Raw genomic sequence first — 13,851 nt, 5'->3', positions numbered from 1 at the left:
GCTGGCGGTTACTTGGCGAGAATGCCGCCCTCGGGCAGTTGCGGATTGAATTCGTCGAAAAACGGATAGTGCCCGGGGCGCAGCGGGTGGATCACGACAAAGGTGGTGACGCCGGGCGACAGGACTTTTTCGACCCGCAGGGGCGTGCTTTCGAATTCCGCAGGGCCCTGGCCGACATTTTTCAGTACGATCTTGAAGCGCTGCCCGGCCGGGACCTCCAGCAGCGGCGGGGTGAAATGCCCGTCGCGTATGCTCAGCTCGTAAGTTGGCAGTTGGGCATGGGCGATTGAAGGCAACATCAAGCCGGCCAGCATCAACCAAGGCAGACGCCGATGGCTGGCGGTATGCAGGCCGCAGGTTGGGCGGTTCATCCTCAGTACCCGCCTTTTTTACCAATCCCGGCGTAAACGAATTCGTAGTGCAATTCACAGCGCTCGAACCACGGCGCCACGCCGGTTTCCTTGTCGGTGTGACGCCCGAGGGAGCCATGGCCACTGGGCGGCAGGACGGTAAAGGTCAGTTGGTATTGACCAGGGCCGAGCAGCTTCACGTTGTCGCCATAGTGCGGCCCGTCATTGGCGACCATGGCATGGAAGTCACCTTTGAGTTCGGTGTCGCTGCCCTGTTTTTTCAGTTGGAACGACACGTTGAGGTACGGCACGAAGCTGCCTTCCTGGAAGCCCTGCTGGTTGTCGGCCGTGGCGCGGATATCGGCTTCCAGGTGAACGTCGGAATCGGCGGTGGCGCGCATCATGCCGGCCGGGGCCATTTCGATCGGTTGCAGATACACCGCGCCTACCTCCAGCCCTGGGCACAGTTGCGGTTCGCCGATGGGGTATTCCTTGGCCTGGGCCAAGGGTGCGAGAAACAACAGCGTGAGAGACAGAGGAGCAAGCGTGCGCATGATGACTTCCTGGATGGCTAAAAGATGGCCGAGTCTAGGAAGACTTGCTGCGAATAGTAATGATTATTGTCAATTTTCAGGGCGATTCTGCGAGCGGTGTGCAGACGTTCATAGGGTTCTTGATCAAAATCAAGAGTGCCTTGAGCCCGGCGCGGTAGGGTGCAAATACACCCATCGGTTATGCGGGGTCGTCATGGCAAAGCCCTTTCCTCTAAGTCCCAAACATCCCGAGCGTATCTGCTGGGGCTGCGACCGCTACTGCCCGGCGAACGCCTTGGCGTGCGGTAACGGTGCTGATCGAACGATGCACCCGGCCGAGATGATCGGGGAGGATTGGTACCTGCATGGCGACTGGGGATTGGAGCTGACTGACATTACCGACAAGGCTGCGCAGGATAGCGGCCGCGCTTGAATCCGTGGCGAGGGAGCTTGCTCCCTCGCCACAATGATCAAACAAATCTTAAATGCGCTGTTTACCTTGGGGCAATCAGAGCTTGGGCATCTGCCCAATCCGCCCCATCATCTCGGTCACGATTTGCAGATCCAGCAGAAACTGCTCGACAGTCTTGAATTCGTTGTCGTTGTGACCGGTGTATTTGACGTCGGGCATGGCCAGGCCGAACTGCACGCCATTGGGCAACTCATGGACCGAGGTGGCGCCGGCGGAGGTGCCGTATTTGTGTTCCATGCCCAGGTTTTCGCTGGCCACGGCCAGCAACGCCTTGACCCATTCACCCTCAGGGTTGCGGTACATCGGCTCGTCGAGCGAGTAATCGAAGGCCACTGCAACGTGGGACTTCTTGCTCCAGGCGGTGAGCTTGTCGGCAATTTCGCTCTTGAGCGTTTCTGTGGGCTTGCCCACCGGCACGCGCAGATTGACGGCGAGCTTGAAGGCCTTCTCGTCCAGGCCGACATAGGTCAGGGACGCGGTCAGCGGGCCCATGAAGGCATCGGAAAAACCAATCCCCAATTGGCTACCCAGATAATCCAGGCCCCAGTTGTCAGCAGCGTAGCGGGCGGCGTCGGTGATGTGGTTGTGCTTGAGCGCGACCTTGCCGTCGAGGCTGTTGATGAAGACCAGCATCCTCGCCACGGGGTTGACGCCTGACTCGGGCTCGGACGAGTGGGCGGAAACACCGGTAAAGGTCAACAGGACGTCTTTGCCAACGACCTTGGTGGACACCTCGAAATTGCCGCCATTGCGCTTGGCATAGTCAGTACCGGCTTTCAGGAGGCTGGCAGCCAATGCGGCGGGTTTGTCGCCCACGAAGGTGGCGACCGACGTCGACGGAATCTGGTTGGTGGCCAGGCCGCCCGTCATCGCGGTGATTTCGGCACCCTTGCCTTGTGCGTTACGCCGGGCAAAATTTGCCATGACGGTGCCATAGCCTTTCTCGGCAATCACAACGGGGTAGCCGCCATCCAGCGCCAGGTTGTAGTTGGGTGTCGGGTTGCGTTCGAAGTAATAGGGGATGGCGTCACCGGTGGTTTCCTCGGTGGTGTCGACCAGCAGCTTGAAGTTCCTGGCCAGTGGCAGCTTCTCTTCCTTGATGATTTTCATGGCATAGAGCGCCACCACGATGCCGTTCTTATCGTCCTCGGTGCCTCTGCCGTACATGCGGTCGCCCACCAGGGTGACCTTGAACGGATCGAGTTGGGTGCCGTCTTTGAGCACCCAGTTTTCCGGCGTCACGGGCACCACATCGGCATGGGCGTGAATGCCCACCACTTCCTCGCCGCTGCCTTGGAGTGAAATCTCATAGACGCGGTTATCGATATTGCGGAAGTTCAGGTTGAACGCCTCGGCCAGGCTTTTGATCTTGTCGGCGATCTTGAGGAATTCGGGGTTCTCATGCTGGGCAACGCCATCCTTGCGAAAAGTCGGGATTGCCACCAGCTCTTTCAGGGTCTCGGTGGCCGCGTTGCCGTACTTCACCCGTGCATAGATGCCCAGCAGGCGATGGATTTCATTCTGCTGTTCAGCCGAAAGGGGCTTGTTGTCCAGGAAGGTGCTGATGGCCGGGCCAAGGTCGGCGGTCTTGGCCAGGTCGCTCTTGGCCACGCCGCCCAGAAACTGCCTGAAATCGGTTACCGATGTGTCAGCGAACGTCTTGACGAGTGCCGAGCTCTGTTGCGCGGTGACGTTAGCGTTTGCCGGCATGGCGAATGACGCAAGGCTGGACAGCATCAGGGTCGTCACGGCCAGGTGTTTGAGCGAGAAGTCCATTGCTGGGGCATTCCTTTGCAGGCAGTTGGGGAGAAGTGTCTGGTTGATTAAACAATCACTTGCAACCTAACACCGCGAGAGTGGCGGGGGAGCCCTTTAGCCAATCTGTCGCACAGAAATGCAAAAACGGCGCAGAAACGAAAAACGATGTGGGAGCGGGCCCGCTCCCACAGGCCGTGACTCAATGAGGCGCGCGAGCAATCGTCTTGAGCAGGTCTTCGGGGCTGATGTGACCCACGATCGGCTCGGCCCTGCTACCCGGCAGTGGCAGGTCAAGGATGTGCCCCTTGATCTTGCCGACCACATGCATTTCGCAGGGTTTGCAGTCGAACTTCAGCGTCAGTACTTCATCACCGTGTATCAGCTGCATCGGGGCCACCTTGGTGCGCACCCCGGTGACGCCTTTGGCCTGTTTGGGACAGAGGTTGAACGAGAAGCGCAGGCAGTGCTTGGTGATCATCACCGGCACTTCACCGGTTTCCTCGTGGGCTTCGAACGCCGCGTCGATCAGTTTGACGCCGTGGCGGTGATAGAAGTCCCGGGCCTTCTGGTTGTACACATTGGCAAGGAACGACAGGTGCGACTCAGGGTACACCGGCGGCGGAGTGGTCTCGGCTTTACGGCCCCCTCGCGGGTGGGCGTGGATGCGGGCCGCGGTCAGGGCTTCGATGACTTCGCGACGCAACGCCTTGAGCTGCGAGTTGGGGATGAAGAACGCCAGGGGCGCATCCAGCTCGATATTGGTAGCGTGATATTCGGTGGTGCCCAGTTGGCCGAGCAGGTCGTGCAGTTGCTCCAAGGCCTGTTCCGGTTTGTTGGCCAGGCCGAACGGCCCGTCCAGGGTAACGCTGGCGCTGATGCCTTCCTCGCTGGTGGCGGTCAGCTCCAGGCGCTCTTCGCGCAGACGGGCGACCCAGCCCAGGCCCACCCGGCGTTCGGAAGAGGTCTTTAGCAGCGCCTGCTGCCAGTTATGGTCCAGGTTACGGCTCAACGGGTGGTTGGGACGCAGCTGGTGCAGGCCTGTCGGCATTTCGTTGGGTTCGACGCGATAACGATAACGCTTCTGGCCGTCTTCTTCGAACTCGCCCTTGGGCTCGGCGATGTTGGCCCGAAAGCCGACCACTTCACGCTTGACCAATACGTTGAGACCGTCGCCGTTGGACAACGGATCAGAGGTCACGACTTGCAGGTCGCGCTTGCCGACTTTCTCCACCACGCCCACCGGCACGCCGGTAAAGGTCGGTGAGTCGAAGGCGCCGATGTCGATCTTGCGGTCGCTGACGAAGTAATCGGTGCTGCCGCGGTGGAAGGTCTTTTCCGGGTCGGGCACGAAGAAGTGCGCGGTGCGACCGCTTGAAGCGCGGGCCAGGTCCGGACGGTCTTCGAGGACATCGTCCAGGCGCTGGCGGTAGTAGGCGGTGATGTTCTTCACATACCCCATGTCCTTGTAGCGCCCTTCGATCTTGAACGAGCGCACGCCGGCCTCGACCAGGGCGCGAATGTTGGCGCTCTGGTTGTTGTCCTTCATCGACAACAGGTGTTTTTCGTAGGCAACCACCCGACCCTGGTCGTCTTTGAGGGTGTAGGGCAGGCGACAGGCCTGGGAGCAGTCGCCACGGTTGGCGCTGCGGCCGTTCTGTGCGTGGGAAATGTTGCACTGGCCGGAAAAGGCCACGCACAGCGCGCCGTGGATGAAAAACTCGATGGCCGCATCGGTCTCATCGGCGATGGCGCGGATTTCCTGGAGATTCAACTCCCGGGCCAGCACCAGTTGCGAGAAACCGGCCTGATCGAGGAACTTCGCCCGTGCCAGGGTGCGAATGTCGGTCTGGGTGCTGGCGTGCAGCTCGATTGGCGGGATGTCCAGCTCCATCACCCCCAGGTCCTGGACGATCAACGCATCGACGCCCGCATCGTACAGTTGGTGGATCAGCTGCCGGGCCGGCTCCAGCTCGTTGTCGTGCAGGATCGTGTTGATCGTGGTGAACACCCGGGCGTGATAGCGATGGGCGAATTCCACCAGCCGGGCGATATCGCCGACCTCGTTGCAGGCGTTGTGACGTGCGCCGAAACTCGGGCCACCGATGTACACGGCGTCGGCGCCATGCAGGATGGCCTCGCGGGCGATGGTCACGTCGCGGGCGGGGCTGAGCAATTCCAGATGATGTTTGGGCAAGGACATGTTTTTTTAATCAGGCTGGTCACGGTCGAAGCGACCATTGTAGCCGTCAGGCGCCTGGCCGGCACCTGTGGACTTGGGTTTACGCGGTGTGGACCGATGCGCGGCTATCGCCAGGGGATCATTGCGGCGACGCGCCGGCGCTGCACCAACGGTTTCGCCCGGTATTTTTTGCCAGATACAAAAAGGCGTCAGCGGTCTTTATCAGCATGGCAGGGGTTATGTCCTCGGTGCTCGGCTGGCTGGTGGTGATGCCGGCGCTGATCGTGACCATTCCCAATGGATGCTCGCCGTGTTCGATGTTCAGGGCCCGGATGGATTCGAGGATCTGTTGCGCGACCTTGGCGGCACCTGCGCTGTCTGTGTTGGGCAGCAACACGGTGAACTCTTCGCCGCCGTACCTGACGGCCAGGTCACCCGGTCTTCGGATCGATTGCTGGATCGCACCTGCAATCGCGCGCAGGCAGTCGTCCCCGGCGGCGTGTCCGTATTTGTCGTTGAAGCGCTTGAAGTAATCGACGTCGAGCATGATCAACGCCAGGGAGGAACCCTGGCGCTTGGCCAAGCGAAGCTCATCGGCCAAAGCAATGTCCAGCCGCCTGCGGTTGCCCAGCCCGGTAAGGCTGTCAGTCAGCGCCATGTCGCGCATGGACTGGTGTGCGCTACGAATCTGCTTCTCCATGGTCATTCTGTAGCGCAGTTGACTCAACACGATGAGCCCGAAGCCGATGAGTATCGCGATCAGGAAAACCAGCACAACGCCGCTCTTGAGCAGGTCGCGACGCCAGGGGGCGATGATGGATTCCCGGGATAGCCCGGCTTCCACCACCAACGGATAAGTGGTCAAGGCCCGGTAACCGTAAAGGCGCTCGGTGTCGTCGACGACAGCCCTGGCCTCTGCGACGCCCTGGTTCGACGTCGGCAAATAGTTCTTGAAGATCACGCTATTGATCAGGCTCTTGCCGATCACCGAGGCGACGAAGGGCCGTCGAACCAGGATGGTGCCATTTCGCATGGCCAGGACCAGAGCGCCCTTGTCGTCGATTTTGAAATCGCCGTAGTAGTCCACGAAATAGCTGACCTTGACCGTGCCAAGCAGCACGCCAGCGAACGAGCCGTCAGGATTGTTCAGGCGACGGGAAATGGGAATGATCAGATCATGGGTGGATCGACTCCTGATCACTTCACCGATTCGTACGTTTCGATCTTCGTGGGTACGGTGATACTGGAAGTAATCGCGGTCGGCGTTGTTCACAGGTTCCGGCGTCACTTCCTTGTCCGTCACCACCCACTGCCCGTCGGAGCCATAGATAAACAGCCCGTGCAATTGCGGCATGATGGCCGACTGCTGCACCAGCAGCTTATGGATACGCGGGATGTCGATGTTCTGGAGTCCGTCACCTTCCACGCGTTCGCTGAGCACGGACGTCAGCACATCCACCTGCCGGATGGTGTCTTCGGCGTGCTGAGCCGTCGCCCGTGCCAGGTTTGTCACCGAATCGTGGGCAGACGCAAAGGCGGCGCGATAGTCACGCCATGTCCGCCAGCCTTCAACGGCCACGAATGCCACAATCACCACCAGCATGAAGCTCACGGTGAGCCGCAACGCAGCTCCGGCCCGCGTAGCATGGGGGGAAAAGGCTTCATCAGCGCTTTCAATTTTTAGCTCTGGCCGTTTGCGTCCGAGCATCAACATTTCCTTCTACAACGGGTCTGCGCACTATTGATGCGCAGCCTATCTTATTCGATATCAGCACGTTAGCTAGTCGTGAAAAGGTAGACATGAGCAGCGCTATTCATTGGCAGCTATCAAGCGATAAAGTAAGGACAAAATGCTCGTTTTTGGTGCCTGATGCCTGTCAGTCAAGTCAATAACCCTATGGAACCTGTGGCGAGAAGCCCATGAAAGTTGGCGTCATTTCCGATACTCACGGTCTGCTCCGTCCTGAAGCGCTTGCAGCGCTGCAAGGGTGTGAGCGGATCATCCACGCCGGTGACATCGGCAGCCCCGAGATCCTGGATCAGCTGGCATCCGTCGCCCCGCTGCACGTCGTGCGGGGCAATAACGACCTGGGTGCCGATTGGGCAGGGCAGCTTGTCGACTGCCTGCAGTTTGACCTCTGCGGTTGGCAGGTTTTGCTGGTGCATGACATCGCCGATGTGCAGGCCTCGCCGGACCCCGGCGTAAAGCTGGTCATCACCGGTCACTCCCACAAGCCGAACATCGAGTGGCGCGGCGAACGGCTCTACCTCAACCCGGGCAGCGCCGGCCGGAGGCGCTTCAAGCTACCGGTGACGCTGGCGTTGCTTGAGGTGAGTGCAGGCGCGATTGAACCGCGGATTGTTCAGTTATTGGAGTGACAGACGCGTCTTACCTAAGGACTGATCAGGGTAGAGAATTGAACCGCCAGTCAGAAAGTGCCATCATTTAGCCTCTATCGCTTGAACAAAATGACAGGGACGACATGAACATCGAAAATCTGAAGCGCTTTCTGAACGCAGGGACCACGTTTTCCTTCGGCGAATCAGCCACGCCCCATACGGCCAACGACTTTTGGGAATGGGCATTTTCAAACATGAACGTGCCCGTATTGCGTGGCGTGCTGATCGAATATCTGGTGGCAAAGAAGTTGATTGCACACTGCGACAGCATTGTCGGCGATACGGTGAGGGCGTTGACCACCTATACCCCCCGAGACGGGGATCTGACCCACAGCATCAAGAAACATTACCAAGTGCAACCCCACGGTGACGTGTTCGACCTGCAACTGACCTGGGGCGTAACCTTGGAAATCAAGAGCACGGCGTCACCGGATACCTGGCGGCTGAACAAGACGTGCCGGTGGAACATCATCGAAGACAAAAACCTCAAGGAAGCGATTTTCCCTGCTCAGTTTTACATCCTGGCGCAAATGGGCCCGAAGATTAACTTCAGCGACAGCGCCCTGGACCTGGGGGACGTCGTTTTCCATGTGCGTACCGGTGAAGAGCTGGACGCCCTGACGGCCAACCAACAATCGCTGGGGTTCACCAAGTTCGTCGGCGAGGAGAACAAGCGTCGCAGTTGCCGGTATGACCAACTGCCCGCCGTGTTGTTTGAGTTACAGACACAGCGCCTGGCTCGTATCCAAAAGAAACTGCGTCCGGGCTGGAAACTCGTCCCGCGTGAACAAGAGGACGATTTCCTGCCGTTGGCCGTGGAGCAGGCAGGCAACGTGGAGGCCTGGTGGTATTGGCCGGTTGAGGTAGAGGGCAAATGGACTGCTGTGCCGATGGAGCCGATCCCGTCACCCTGGCTGCCGGACGTGACACCTGACTGGCGGGATTGGGAGGCCGCAGGCTTCTCTTTTGTTCCAGAGATCGTCGCGCCGGTGGTGGAGCCTGAAGAGGTGATTGTTTAAAAGCGAACCCTTGTGGTTGCGACAAGGGCTCTGCAATCCATCTCAGGGCTTATTGGTCTTGAACCTCAGCCAGCGTCGGATAATCGGTATATCCGCGCTCGTCGCCCTGGTAAAAGGTCGATGCATCAGGGGTGTTGAGCGCCAGCCCGTGTTTGAAGCGCTCCACCAGGTCCGGGTTGGCGAGGAACGGTGTGCCGAAGGCGACAAGGTCTGCATCGCCGCGACTGATGGCGGTGGCCGCGCGTTCTGCGCTGTAGCCGCCGTTGGCGATGTATGGCCCGCCAAAGCGGCGCTTGAGCTCCAGGAAATTGACCGCGCCTTCGCCCAGCTCCACGATGTGCAGGTAAGCCAGCCCGTAGCGGCTGAGCATTCTGGCGGTGTGGTCGAAAATCGCCTGGGGGTTGCTGTCGCTCATCGAGAAGTAGCTGAAGATCGGCGACAGGCGGACGCCAACGCGGCTGGCGCCGAAGACTTCGATCACCGACTCGACCACCTCCTTGAGCAAGCGTGCGCGATTTTCGACTGAGCCGCCGTAGGCGTCGGTACGTTTGTTGGTGCCGTCACGCAGGAACTGGTCGATCAGGTAGCCATTGGCGCCATGAATTTCCACGCCGTCGAACCCGGCCCGCTTCGCGTTGGCGGCGGCCTGACGGAAGTCGGCGACCACGCCCGGAATTTCATCGAGCTCCAATGCCCGTGGCAGTTCATAGGGCTTGAGGCCTTCGGGGGTGTAGATCTCGCCGTCGGCCTTGATCGCCGAGGGCGCCACCGGCAGGGCGCCGTCCAGTTGTACCAGCGAATGGGAGAGCCGACCCACGTGCCACAACTGCAAGAATATCTGCCCGCCCTCGGCGTGAACCGCGTCGGTCACTTGTTGCCAACCGGCGATTTGTTCGCTGCTAAAGATCCCTGGCGTTCTCAGGTAACCCTTGCCCTGCGCCGAAACCTGGGAGCCTTCGCTGACAATCAGGCCGGCGCCGGCCCGCTGACGGTAGTACTCGGCCATGAGGGGCGTGGCCACGTCACCCGCCCCGGCGCGGCTGCGGGTCATCGGTGCCATGATCATGCGGTTTTTCAAGGACAGTTTGCCGACCTGAACACGGGACAGCAGAAGATCGAGACCAATGTTGCTCATGATTCACCTCTTGAGAGATCGAGAAACACGAAGGGCTCGCAGCGTTGGCCCAGGTCCCCAGGGCTCATGAGCCGGGTGATTGGCCCGTGGCTGCTGCCGTACGTGCGGTGGACGATGGCGCGCGGTGGCGCGGCGACGATGGGGGTCATGGTGTACCTCGGATTCTTGAGCGTCAGGGCTTTGATGGGAGAAGGATAAGAGCCAGCCAATGGATTGATTAGCCGATACAATCGGATTGAACTCATCCAAAAAACGAAGGAATGGCGAGGCTATGTTGGATTTGAACGACGTTGCGCTGTTTGTCCAGGTGGTGCGCAGCGGCAGTTTTGCCCAAGCGGCCAGGCGGCTGGGCATGCCATCCAATACCGTGAGCCGGCGAGTCCAGCAGTTGGAGGCGCAGCTCGGATCACGACTTCTGCAACGCTCCACCCGCAAACTCACGCTGACCCAGGTAGGGCAGGGGTTCTATGAGCGTTGCGTGAACGCGGTGGACGGTCTGATGGATGCCGGCCAGGAGCTGATGATGGGCAACGAGGAGCCCAGCGGCTTGGTGCGCATTGCGGCGATGGCGGATTTCTTCGACTTCTTTCCAATGGAGTGGGTGGCCGACTTCCTTGCCGCGCATCCGCGGGTGCAGTTCGATTTTGTGCTCAGTGATGCCCGTGTCGACTTGATTGCCGACCGCATCGATGTCGCTTTCCGCGGCGGTCCGTTGCAGGACTCAGGGTATGTCGGTCGCCAACTCCTGGCTTCCGGCGGCGATGGCATGGTTGCCAGTCCCGCCTATATCGCCGCCCGTGGCGTGCCGGCTTCGCTGCAGGATCTGGTTCACCACCATAGCGTGAGTTTCGGCCATCCCAGCGGCCTGACCCATTGGCGGTTCGTCGGCCCGGACGGCGTCGAGGAAGAAGTGCAGGTCTGCAGCCGATTCAACGCCAACACCGCCCAGGCGCTGCGCAGGGCGACCGTCGCGGGCCTGGGCATCGCCGTGCTGCCGCAGACGCTGAGCCAATTGGATCTTGAAGCCGGAAGGCTGGTGCGTGTGCTGCCGCAATATCAGCGCACCGGCTTTGGCCTGAATGTGCTTTACCCGAGCCGACGCCAGTTGCCATTGGCGGTCTCGGCGTTTATTGGGCTGGTGATGGAGAAACTTGAGCTCAAGGCGTTTCCGGCTCATTTGAAGTAGATCAGCCGTGCGATTGAGCGCCATCCGTTCCTTCCGTTTTTTTGTCTTGACTGACTTTTGCGTTTTTCATTGCGGTGGCTAGGCTCACTTGGCGTGTTCTGAAGGGCTCTGGCAACTCTGGAAGAGTTCAGCAATGGCCCGAGGTCAACCCGATCAAGACAGGGATAATCTTATGCCGGTTGTTTTGCATCAGTTCACCGTGGCCATGGGCGGCGTCATGAATCCAGGTTATCTCGAAGCGCTGGAGCTCGCCCGACAATGTGCTACCCATGCCCATACACAGGCTATACCGGGTGCCGGTATAGCCCACGGCTCCTGTTGGGCCGCATTGGCGACGGTGTCCAATCCAGGGGCTGGTTTTCCCTTGGGCCAGGCAGTAGGGGGCGGGGCCGCTTTGCCTTATGGCGTGGTGTTTGGAAATTCACGCTTTGCAATTGTCGGAGCGTTCGCTGCGGTACCCGGCGCGCCTGCGGTCGGGTTTTCCGGCCATGCGGAGCGCAACGCTCTGGTGGTGGCGGGCGGCAACGGTCTAATGCCTTATGGCTTGGTGGCACCGAACGCTGGAGATTGGGTGATGTACGTTCAGTTGCATCCCTGCCAGTACTGTTTGCCATGGTTGCAGGGGGCAGGGGGCGGCGGACTACTCAACCCTTATGCTGTGCAGATCGCCGGTGCCCAGAACCTTCACGTCTGGTATCGCTGGGCACACGATGTCCCCGGGTGTGCAGCCAAGGACGCCTGGAACCTCCTTCCTCTGGCGACCCAGCTTGCGCAGATCAACACCTGGTAAACAGGCTCTGCGGGCATGCCAATCCGTTAAGGACCAAACGATGAAACTCCCCAGGTTTCTTGGCTTGGCTGACTGGCATTAGGCCCTGCGTTTGCTTTTTACGGGCAGTTTTTTCCTTTCCAACAACGATAAAAACCCTCGTTTCGCTAATCCCCGCCTGCCAACACAATCACCTCGTCATCGCCTATCGATAGCTGCAACCGCAGAACAAAAAATCAGAGCCTGAGGCGGCGCCATGCCTGCCTGAACCAAACCCACTGCCGGAAGTGCCCAGACATGTCCGTTGAAACAGTACGCATAGATACGCTTGTTATAGGTGCCGGTCAGGCCGGCGTGGCCACGAGTGAGCATTTGAGCAGGCAAGGGGTGCCTCATCTTGTGGTGGAGCGCAACCGAATTGCCGAGGCCTGGCGCACGGCACGATGGGATTCGCTGGTTGCCAACGGCCCGGTCTGGCATGACCGCTTTCCAGGCCTGGAATTTGAGGGGCTCAAGCCTGATGCCTTTGCCTCGAAAGACCAGGTGGCCGATTATTTCGAAGCCTATGCCAAACAGTTCAACGCGCCGATCCGCACCGGTGTCGAGGTCAGGAGTGTCGAGCGCAATGTCGCTCGCCCGGGTTTCACCATTGAAACCTGCGAGGGCCTGATCGAGGCCATTCACGTGGTGGTCGCCACCGGGCCGTTCCAACGGCCGGTGATCCCGCCGATCGCGCCTGATATATCGACGGTCACCCAGATTCACTCCGCCGAGTATCGCAATCCACAGCAACTGCCCGAGGGCGCGGTGCTGGTGGTGGGCGCCGGGTCGTCGGGGGTGCAGATCGCCGATGAATTGCAGCGCGCCGGCAAGCAGGTTTACCTCTCTGTGGGGGCCCATGATCGTCCTCCCCGGGCTTATCGCAACCGCGACTTCTGCTGGTGGCTGGGGGTACTTGGCGAATGGGATGCAGAGGCCGTCCAGCCCGGCAAGGAACACGTGACTATCGCCGTAAGCGGTGCTCGAGGCGGTCACACGGTGGATTTTCGCAGGCTGGCCCATGAGGGCATCACGCTGGTCGGCCTGACGAAATCGTTCAACGGTAGCGTGGTGAACTTTGAATCGAACCTGGCCGAAAACATTGCCCGAGGCGATGAAAACTACCTGGCGCTGCTCGATGCCGCCGACGCCTACATTGCCCGTAACGGCCTGGACCTGCCAGTTGAACCCAACGCTCGCGACCTGCTGCCTGATCCGCACTGCCTGACTCATCCACTCCTGGAACTGGACTTGGTCGACGCGGGCGTGACCACCGTTATCTGGGCCACGGGCTACTCGGTGGATTACAGCTGGCTGAAGGTCGACGCGCTCAACGCTCATGGCAAGCCCCGGCATCAGCGCGGTGTTTCCAGCGAGCCGGGTTTGTATTTCGTCGGCCTGCCATGGCTGTCGCGGCGGGGCTCGGCGTTCATCTGGGGCGTCTGGCACGACGCACGGCACATCGCCGACCACATCGTGAAGCAGCGCACGTACCTGGCTTATCGGGATGCTGTCCAGCGCCAGGACCAAGACGCTCGGGCGCAAGCATCCGATAGCGATTCGCAACGTTCGAAAACCAGCCTCAGGGGGGGCCGTTGATGCCTACTCACACCCGTATCCGCATGTTCAATACCAAAGACACCTACCCGAACCAGACGTTGGACAACGACCTGTGCCAGGCCGTGCGTGCCGGCAATACCGTCTATGTGCGGGGTCAGGTCGGGACCGATTTCGATGGCCAACTGGTGGGTCTGGGCGATCCCCGCGCCCAGGCCGAGCAGGCCATGCGCAACGTCAAGCAATTGCTGGAGGAGGCCGGGAGTGACCTGAGCCATATCGTCAAGACCACCACCTACCTGATTGACCCACGCTACCGCGAGCCGGTGTATCAGGAGGTCGGCAAGTGGCTCAAGGGTGTGTTCCCGATTTCCACCGGGCTGGTGGTCAGCGCCCTTGGCCAGCCGCAGTGGCTGATGGAAATCGACGTGATCGCGGTGATCCCCGAATAAGG

The 13,851-nt window shown here is 60.1% G+C and carries 13 protein-coding genes and 1 pseudogene; 7 read left to right on the top strand and 7 right to left on the bottom strand.

Annotation, left to right across the window (positions count from 1 at the left end):
• Positions 1-8: 8 nt before the first annotated feature.
• Together ACA047_RS16045 and ACA047_RS16040 are read right to left on the bottom strand one after the other, a co-directional pair.
• Positions 9-314, bottom strand: coding sequence for a cupredoxin domain-containing protein (locus ACA047_RS16045; protein WP_497360384.1), 306 nt, complete (start codon positions 312-314; stop codon positions 9-11).
• Between the two features lie 59 nt (positions 315-373).
• Entirely contained in the window at positions 374-904 is a 531-nt protein-coding gene (locus tag ACA047_RS16040) for an iron transporter (protein ID WP_497350856.1), read from the bottom strand.
• Between the two features lie 193 nt (positions 905-1,097).
• On the opposite strand from ACA047_RS16040, the gene ACA047_RS16035 reads away from it, so the two are divergent.
• Positions 1,098-1,316, top strand: a complete 219-nt coding sequence (locus ACA047_RS16035; RefSeq protein ID WP_497350854.1) for a DUF3079 domain-containing protein — start codon at positions 1,098-1,100, stop codon at positions 1,314-1,316.
• Positions 1,317-1,391: 75 nt separating this feature from the next.
• Here the strand turns inward: ACA047_RS16035 and ACA047_RS16030 are convergent, their stop codons facing one another.
• The 3 genes from ACA047_RS16030 to ACA047_RS16020 form a co-directional block, all read right to left on the bottom strand.
• A complete protein-coding gene (locus ACA047_RS16030; protein ID WP_497350852.1) occupies positions 1,392-3,131 on the bottom strand; it encodes a dipeptidase in 1,740 nt (579 codons plus the stop codon).
• 181 nt (positions 3,132-3,312) lie between these two features.
• A complete protein-coding gene (locus ACA047_RS16025; RefSeq protein ID WP_497350850.1) occupies positions 3,313-5,313 on the bottom strand; it encodes a peptidase U32 family protein in 2,001 nt (666 codons plus the stop codon).
• Positions 5,314-5,431: 118 nt separating this feature from the next.
• Positions 5,432-7,000, bottom strand: coding sequence for a sensor domain-containing diguanylate cyclase (locus ACA047_RS16020; RefSeq protein ID WP_497350848.1), 1,569 nt, complete (start codon positions 6,998-7,000; stop codon positions 5,432-5,434).
• 212 nt (positions 7,001-7,212) lie between these two features.
• On the opposite strand from ACA047_RS16020, the gene ACA047_RS16015 reads away from it, so the two are divergent.
• Both ACA047_RS16015 and ACA047_RS16010 read left to right on the top strand, forming a co-directional pair.
• The gene (locus ACA047_RS16015; RefSeq protein WP_497350846.1) at positions 7,213-7,671 is read left to right on the top strand and encodes a metallophosphoesterase family protein; all 459 of its coding nucleotides are present in this window, start codon (positions 7,213-7,215) and stop codon (positions 7,669-7,671) included.
• A 104-nt stretch (positions 7,672-7,775) separates the two neighbouring features.
• A complete protein-coding gene (locus ACA047_RS16010; protein WP_497350844.1) occupies positions 7,776-8,711 on the top strand; it encodes a hypothetical protein in 936 nt (311 codons plus the stop codon).
• Between the two features lie 49 nt (positions 8,712-8,760).
• On the opposite strand, the gene ACA047_RS16005 is transcribed toward ACA047_RS16010, so the two are convergent.
• Both ACA047_RS16005 and ACA047_RS16000 read right to left on the bottom strand, forming a co-directional pair.
• Entirely contained in the window at positions 8,761-9,846 is a 1,086-nt protein-coding gene (locus ACA047_RS16005; protein WP_497350842.1) for an alkene reductase, read from the bottom strand.
• Between the two features lie 17 nt (positions 9,847-9,863).
• A pseudogene (locus ACA047_RS16000) lies at positions 9,864-9,995 on the bottom strand (pirin family protein); the annotation flags it as partial.
• Between the two features lie 122 nt (positions 9,996-10,117).
• Here ACA047_RS16000 and ACA047_RS15995 point away from each other — a divergent pair.
• The 4 genes from ACA047_RS15995 to ACA047_RS15980 all read left to right on the top strand — a co-directional run bounded on the left by ACA047_RS15995 (position 10,118) and on the right by ACA047_RS15980 (position 13,849).
• Positions 10,118-11,032, top strand: coding sequence for a LysR family transcriptional regulator (locus tag ACA047_RS15995; protein WP_497350840.1), 915 nt, complete (start codon positions 10,118-10,120; stop codon positions 11,030-11,032).
• A 172-nt stretch (positions 11,033-11,204) separates the two neighbouring features.
• Entirely contained in the window at positions 11,205-11,822 is a 618-nt protein-coding gene (locus ACA047_RS15990) for a hypothetical protein (protein ID WP_497350838.1), read from the top strand.
• 276 nt (positions 11,823-12,098) lie between these two features.
• Positions 12,099-13,439: a flavin-containing monooxygenase gene (locus ACA047_RS15985; protein WP_497350836.1), complete on the top strand. Its 1,341-nt coding sequence runs from the start codon at positions 12,099-12,101 to the stop codon at positions 13,437-13,439.
• Positions 13,439-13,849 carry a RidA family protein gene (locus ACA047_RS15980; protein ID WP_003182257.1) on the top strand — a complete coding sequence of 137 codons (411 nt, stop codon included), beginning with the start codon at positions 13,439-13,441 and terminating at the stop codon, positions 13,847-13,849. Before ACA047_RS15985 ends, ACA047_RS15980 begins: the two co-directional genes overlap by 1 nt.
• Positions 13,850-13,851 lie beyond the last annotated feature (2 nt).

The sequence above is a fragment of the Pseudomonas sp. LBUM1664 genome (assembly GCF_059695895.1).
The sequence above is the reverse complement of the archived record's forward strand: the minus strand, read 5'-3'. Positions and strand labels throughout refer to the sequence as shown.

What these genes read in the sequence shown, in the direction of transcription:
- ACA047_RS16045 (WP_497360384.1), bottom strand. Translation starts at nt 314, where the DNA reads ATGCTGGCCGGCTTGATGTTGCCTTCAATCGCCCATGCCCAACTGCCA.
- ACA047_RS16040 (WP_497350856.1), bottom strand. Translation starts at nt 904, where the DNA reads ATGCGCACGCTTGCTCCTCTGTCTCTCACGCTGTTGTTTCTCGCACCC.
- ACA047_RS16035 (WP_497350854.1), top strand. Translation starts at nt 1,098, where the DNA reads ATGGCAAAGCCCTTTCCTCTAAGTCCCAAACATCCCGAGCGTATCTGC.
- ACA047_RS16030 (WP_497350852.1), bottom strand. Translation starts at nt 3,131, where the DNA reads ATGGACTTCTCGCTCAAACACCTGGCCGTGACGACCCTGATGCTGTCC.
- ACA047_RS16025 (WP_497350850.1), bottom strand. Translation starts at nt 5,313, where the DNA reads ATGTCCTTGCCCAAACATCATCTGGAATTGCTCAGCCCCGCCCGCGAC.
- ACA047_RS16020 (WP_497350848.1), bottom strand. Translation starts at nt 7,000, where the DNA reads ATGCTCGGACGCAAACGGCCAGAGCTAAAAATTGAAAGCGCTGATGAA.
- ACA047_RS16015 (WP_497350846.1), top strand. Translation starts at nt 7,213, where the DNA reads ATGAAAGTTGGCGTCATTTCCGATACTCACGGTCTGCTCCGTCCTGAA.
- ACA047_RS16010 (WP_497350844.1), top strand. Translation starts at nt 7,776, where the DNA reads ATGAACATCGAAAATCTGAAGCGCTTTCTGAACGCAGGGACCACGTTT.
- ACA047_RS16005 (WP_497350842.1), bottom strand. Translation starts at nt 9,846, where the DNA reads ATGAGCAACATTGGTCTCGATCTTCTGCTGTCCCGTGTTCAGGTCGGC.
- ACA047_RS15995 (WP_497350840.1), top strand. Translation starts at nt 10,118, where the DNA reads ATGTTGGATTTGAACGACGTTGCGCTGTTTGTCCAGGTGGTGCGCAGC.
- ACA047_RS15990 (WP_497350838.1), top strand. Translation starts at nt 11,205, where the DNA reads ATGCCGGTTGTTTTGCATCAGTTCACCGTGGCCATGGGCGGCGTCATG.
- ACA047_RS15985 (WP_497350836.1), top strand. Translation starts at nt 12,099, where the DNA reads ATGTCCGTTGAAACAGTACGCATAGATACGCTTGTTATAGGTGCCGGT.
- ACA047_RS15980 (WP_003182257.1), top strand. Translation starts at nt 13,439, where the DNA reads ATGCCTACTCACACCCGTATCCGCATGTTCAATACCAAAGACACCTAC.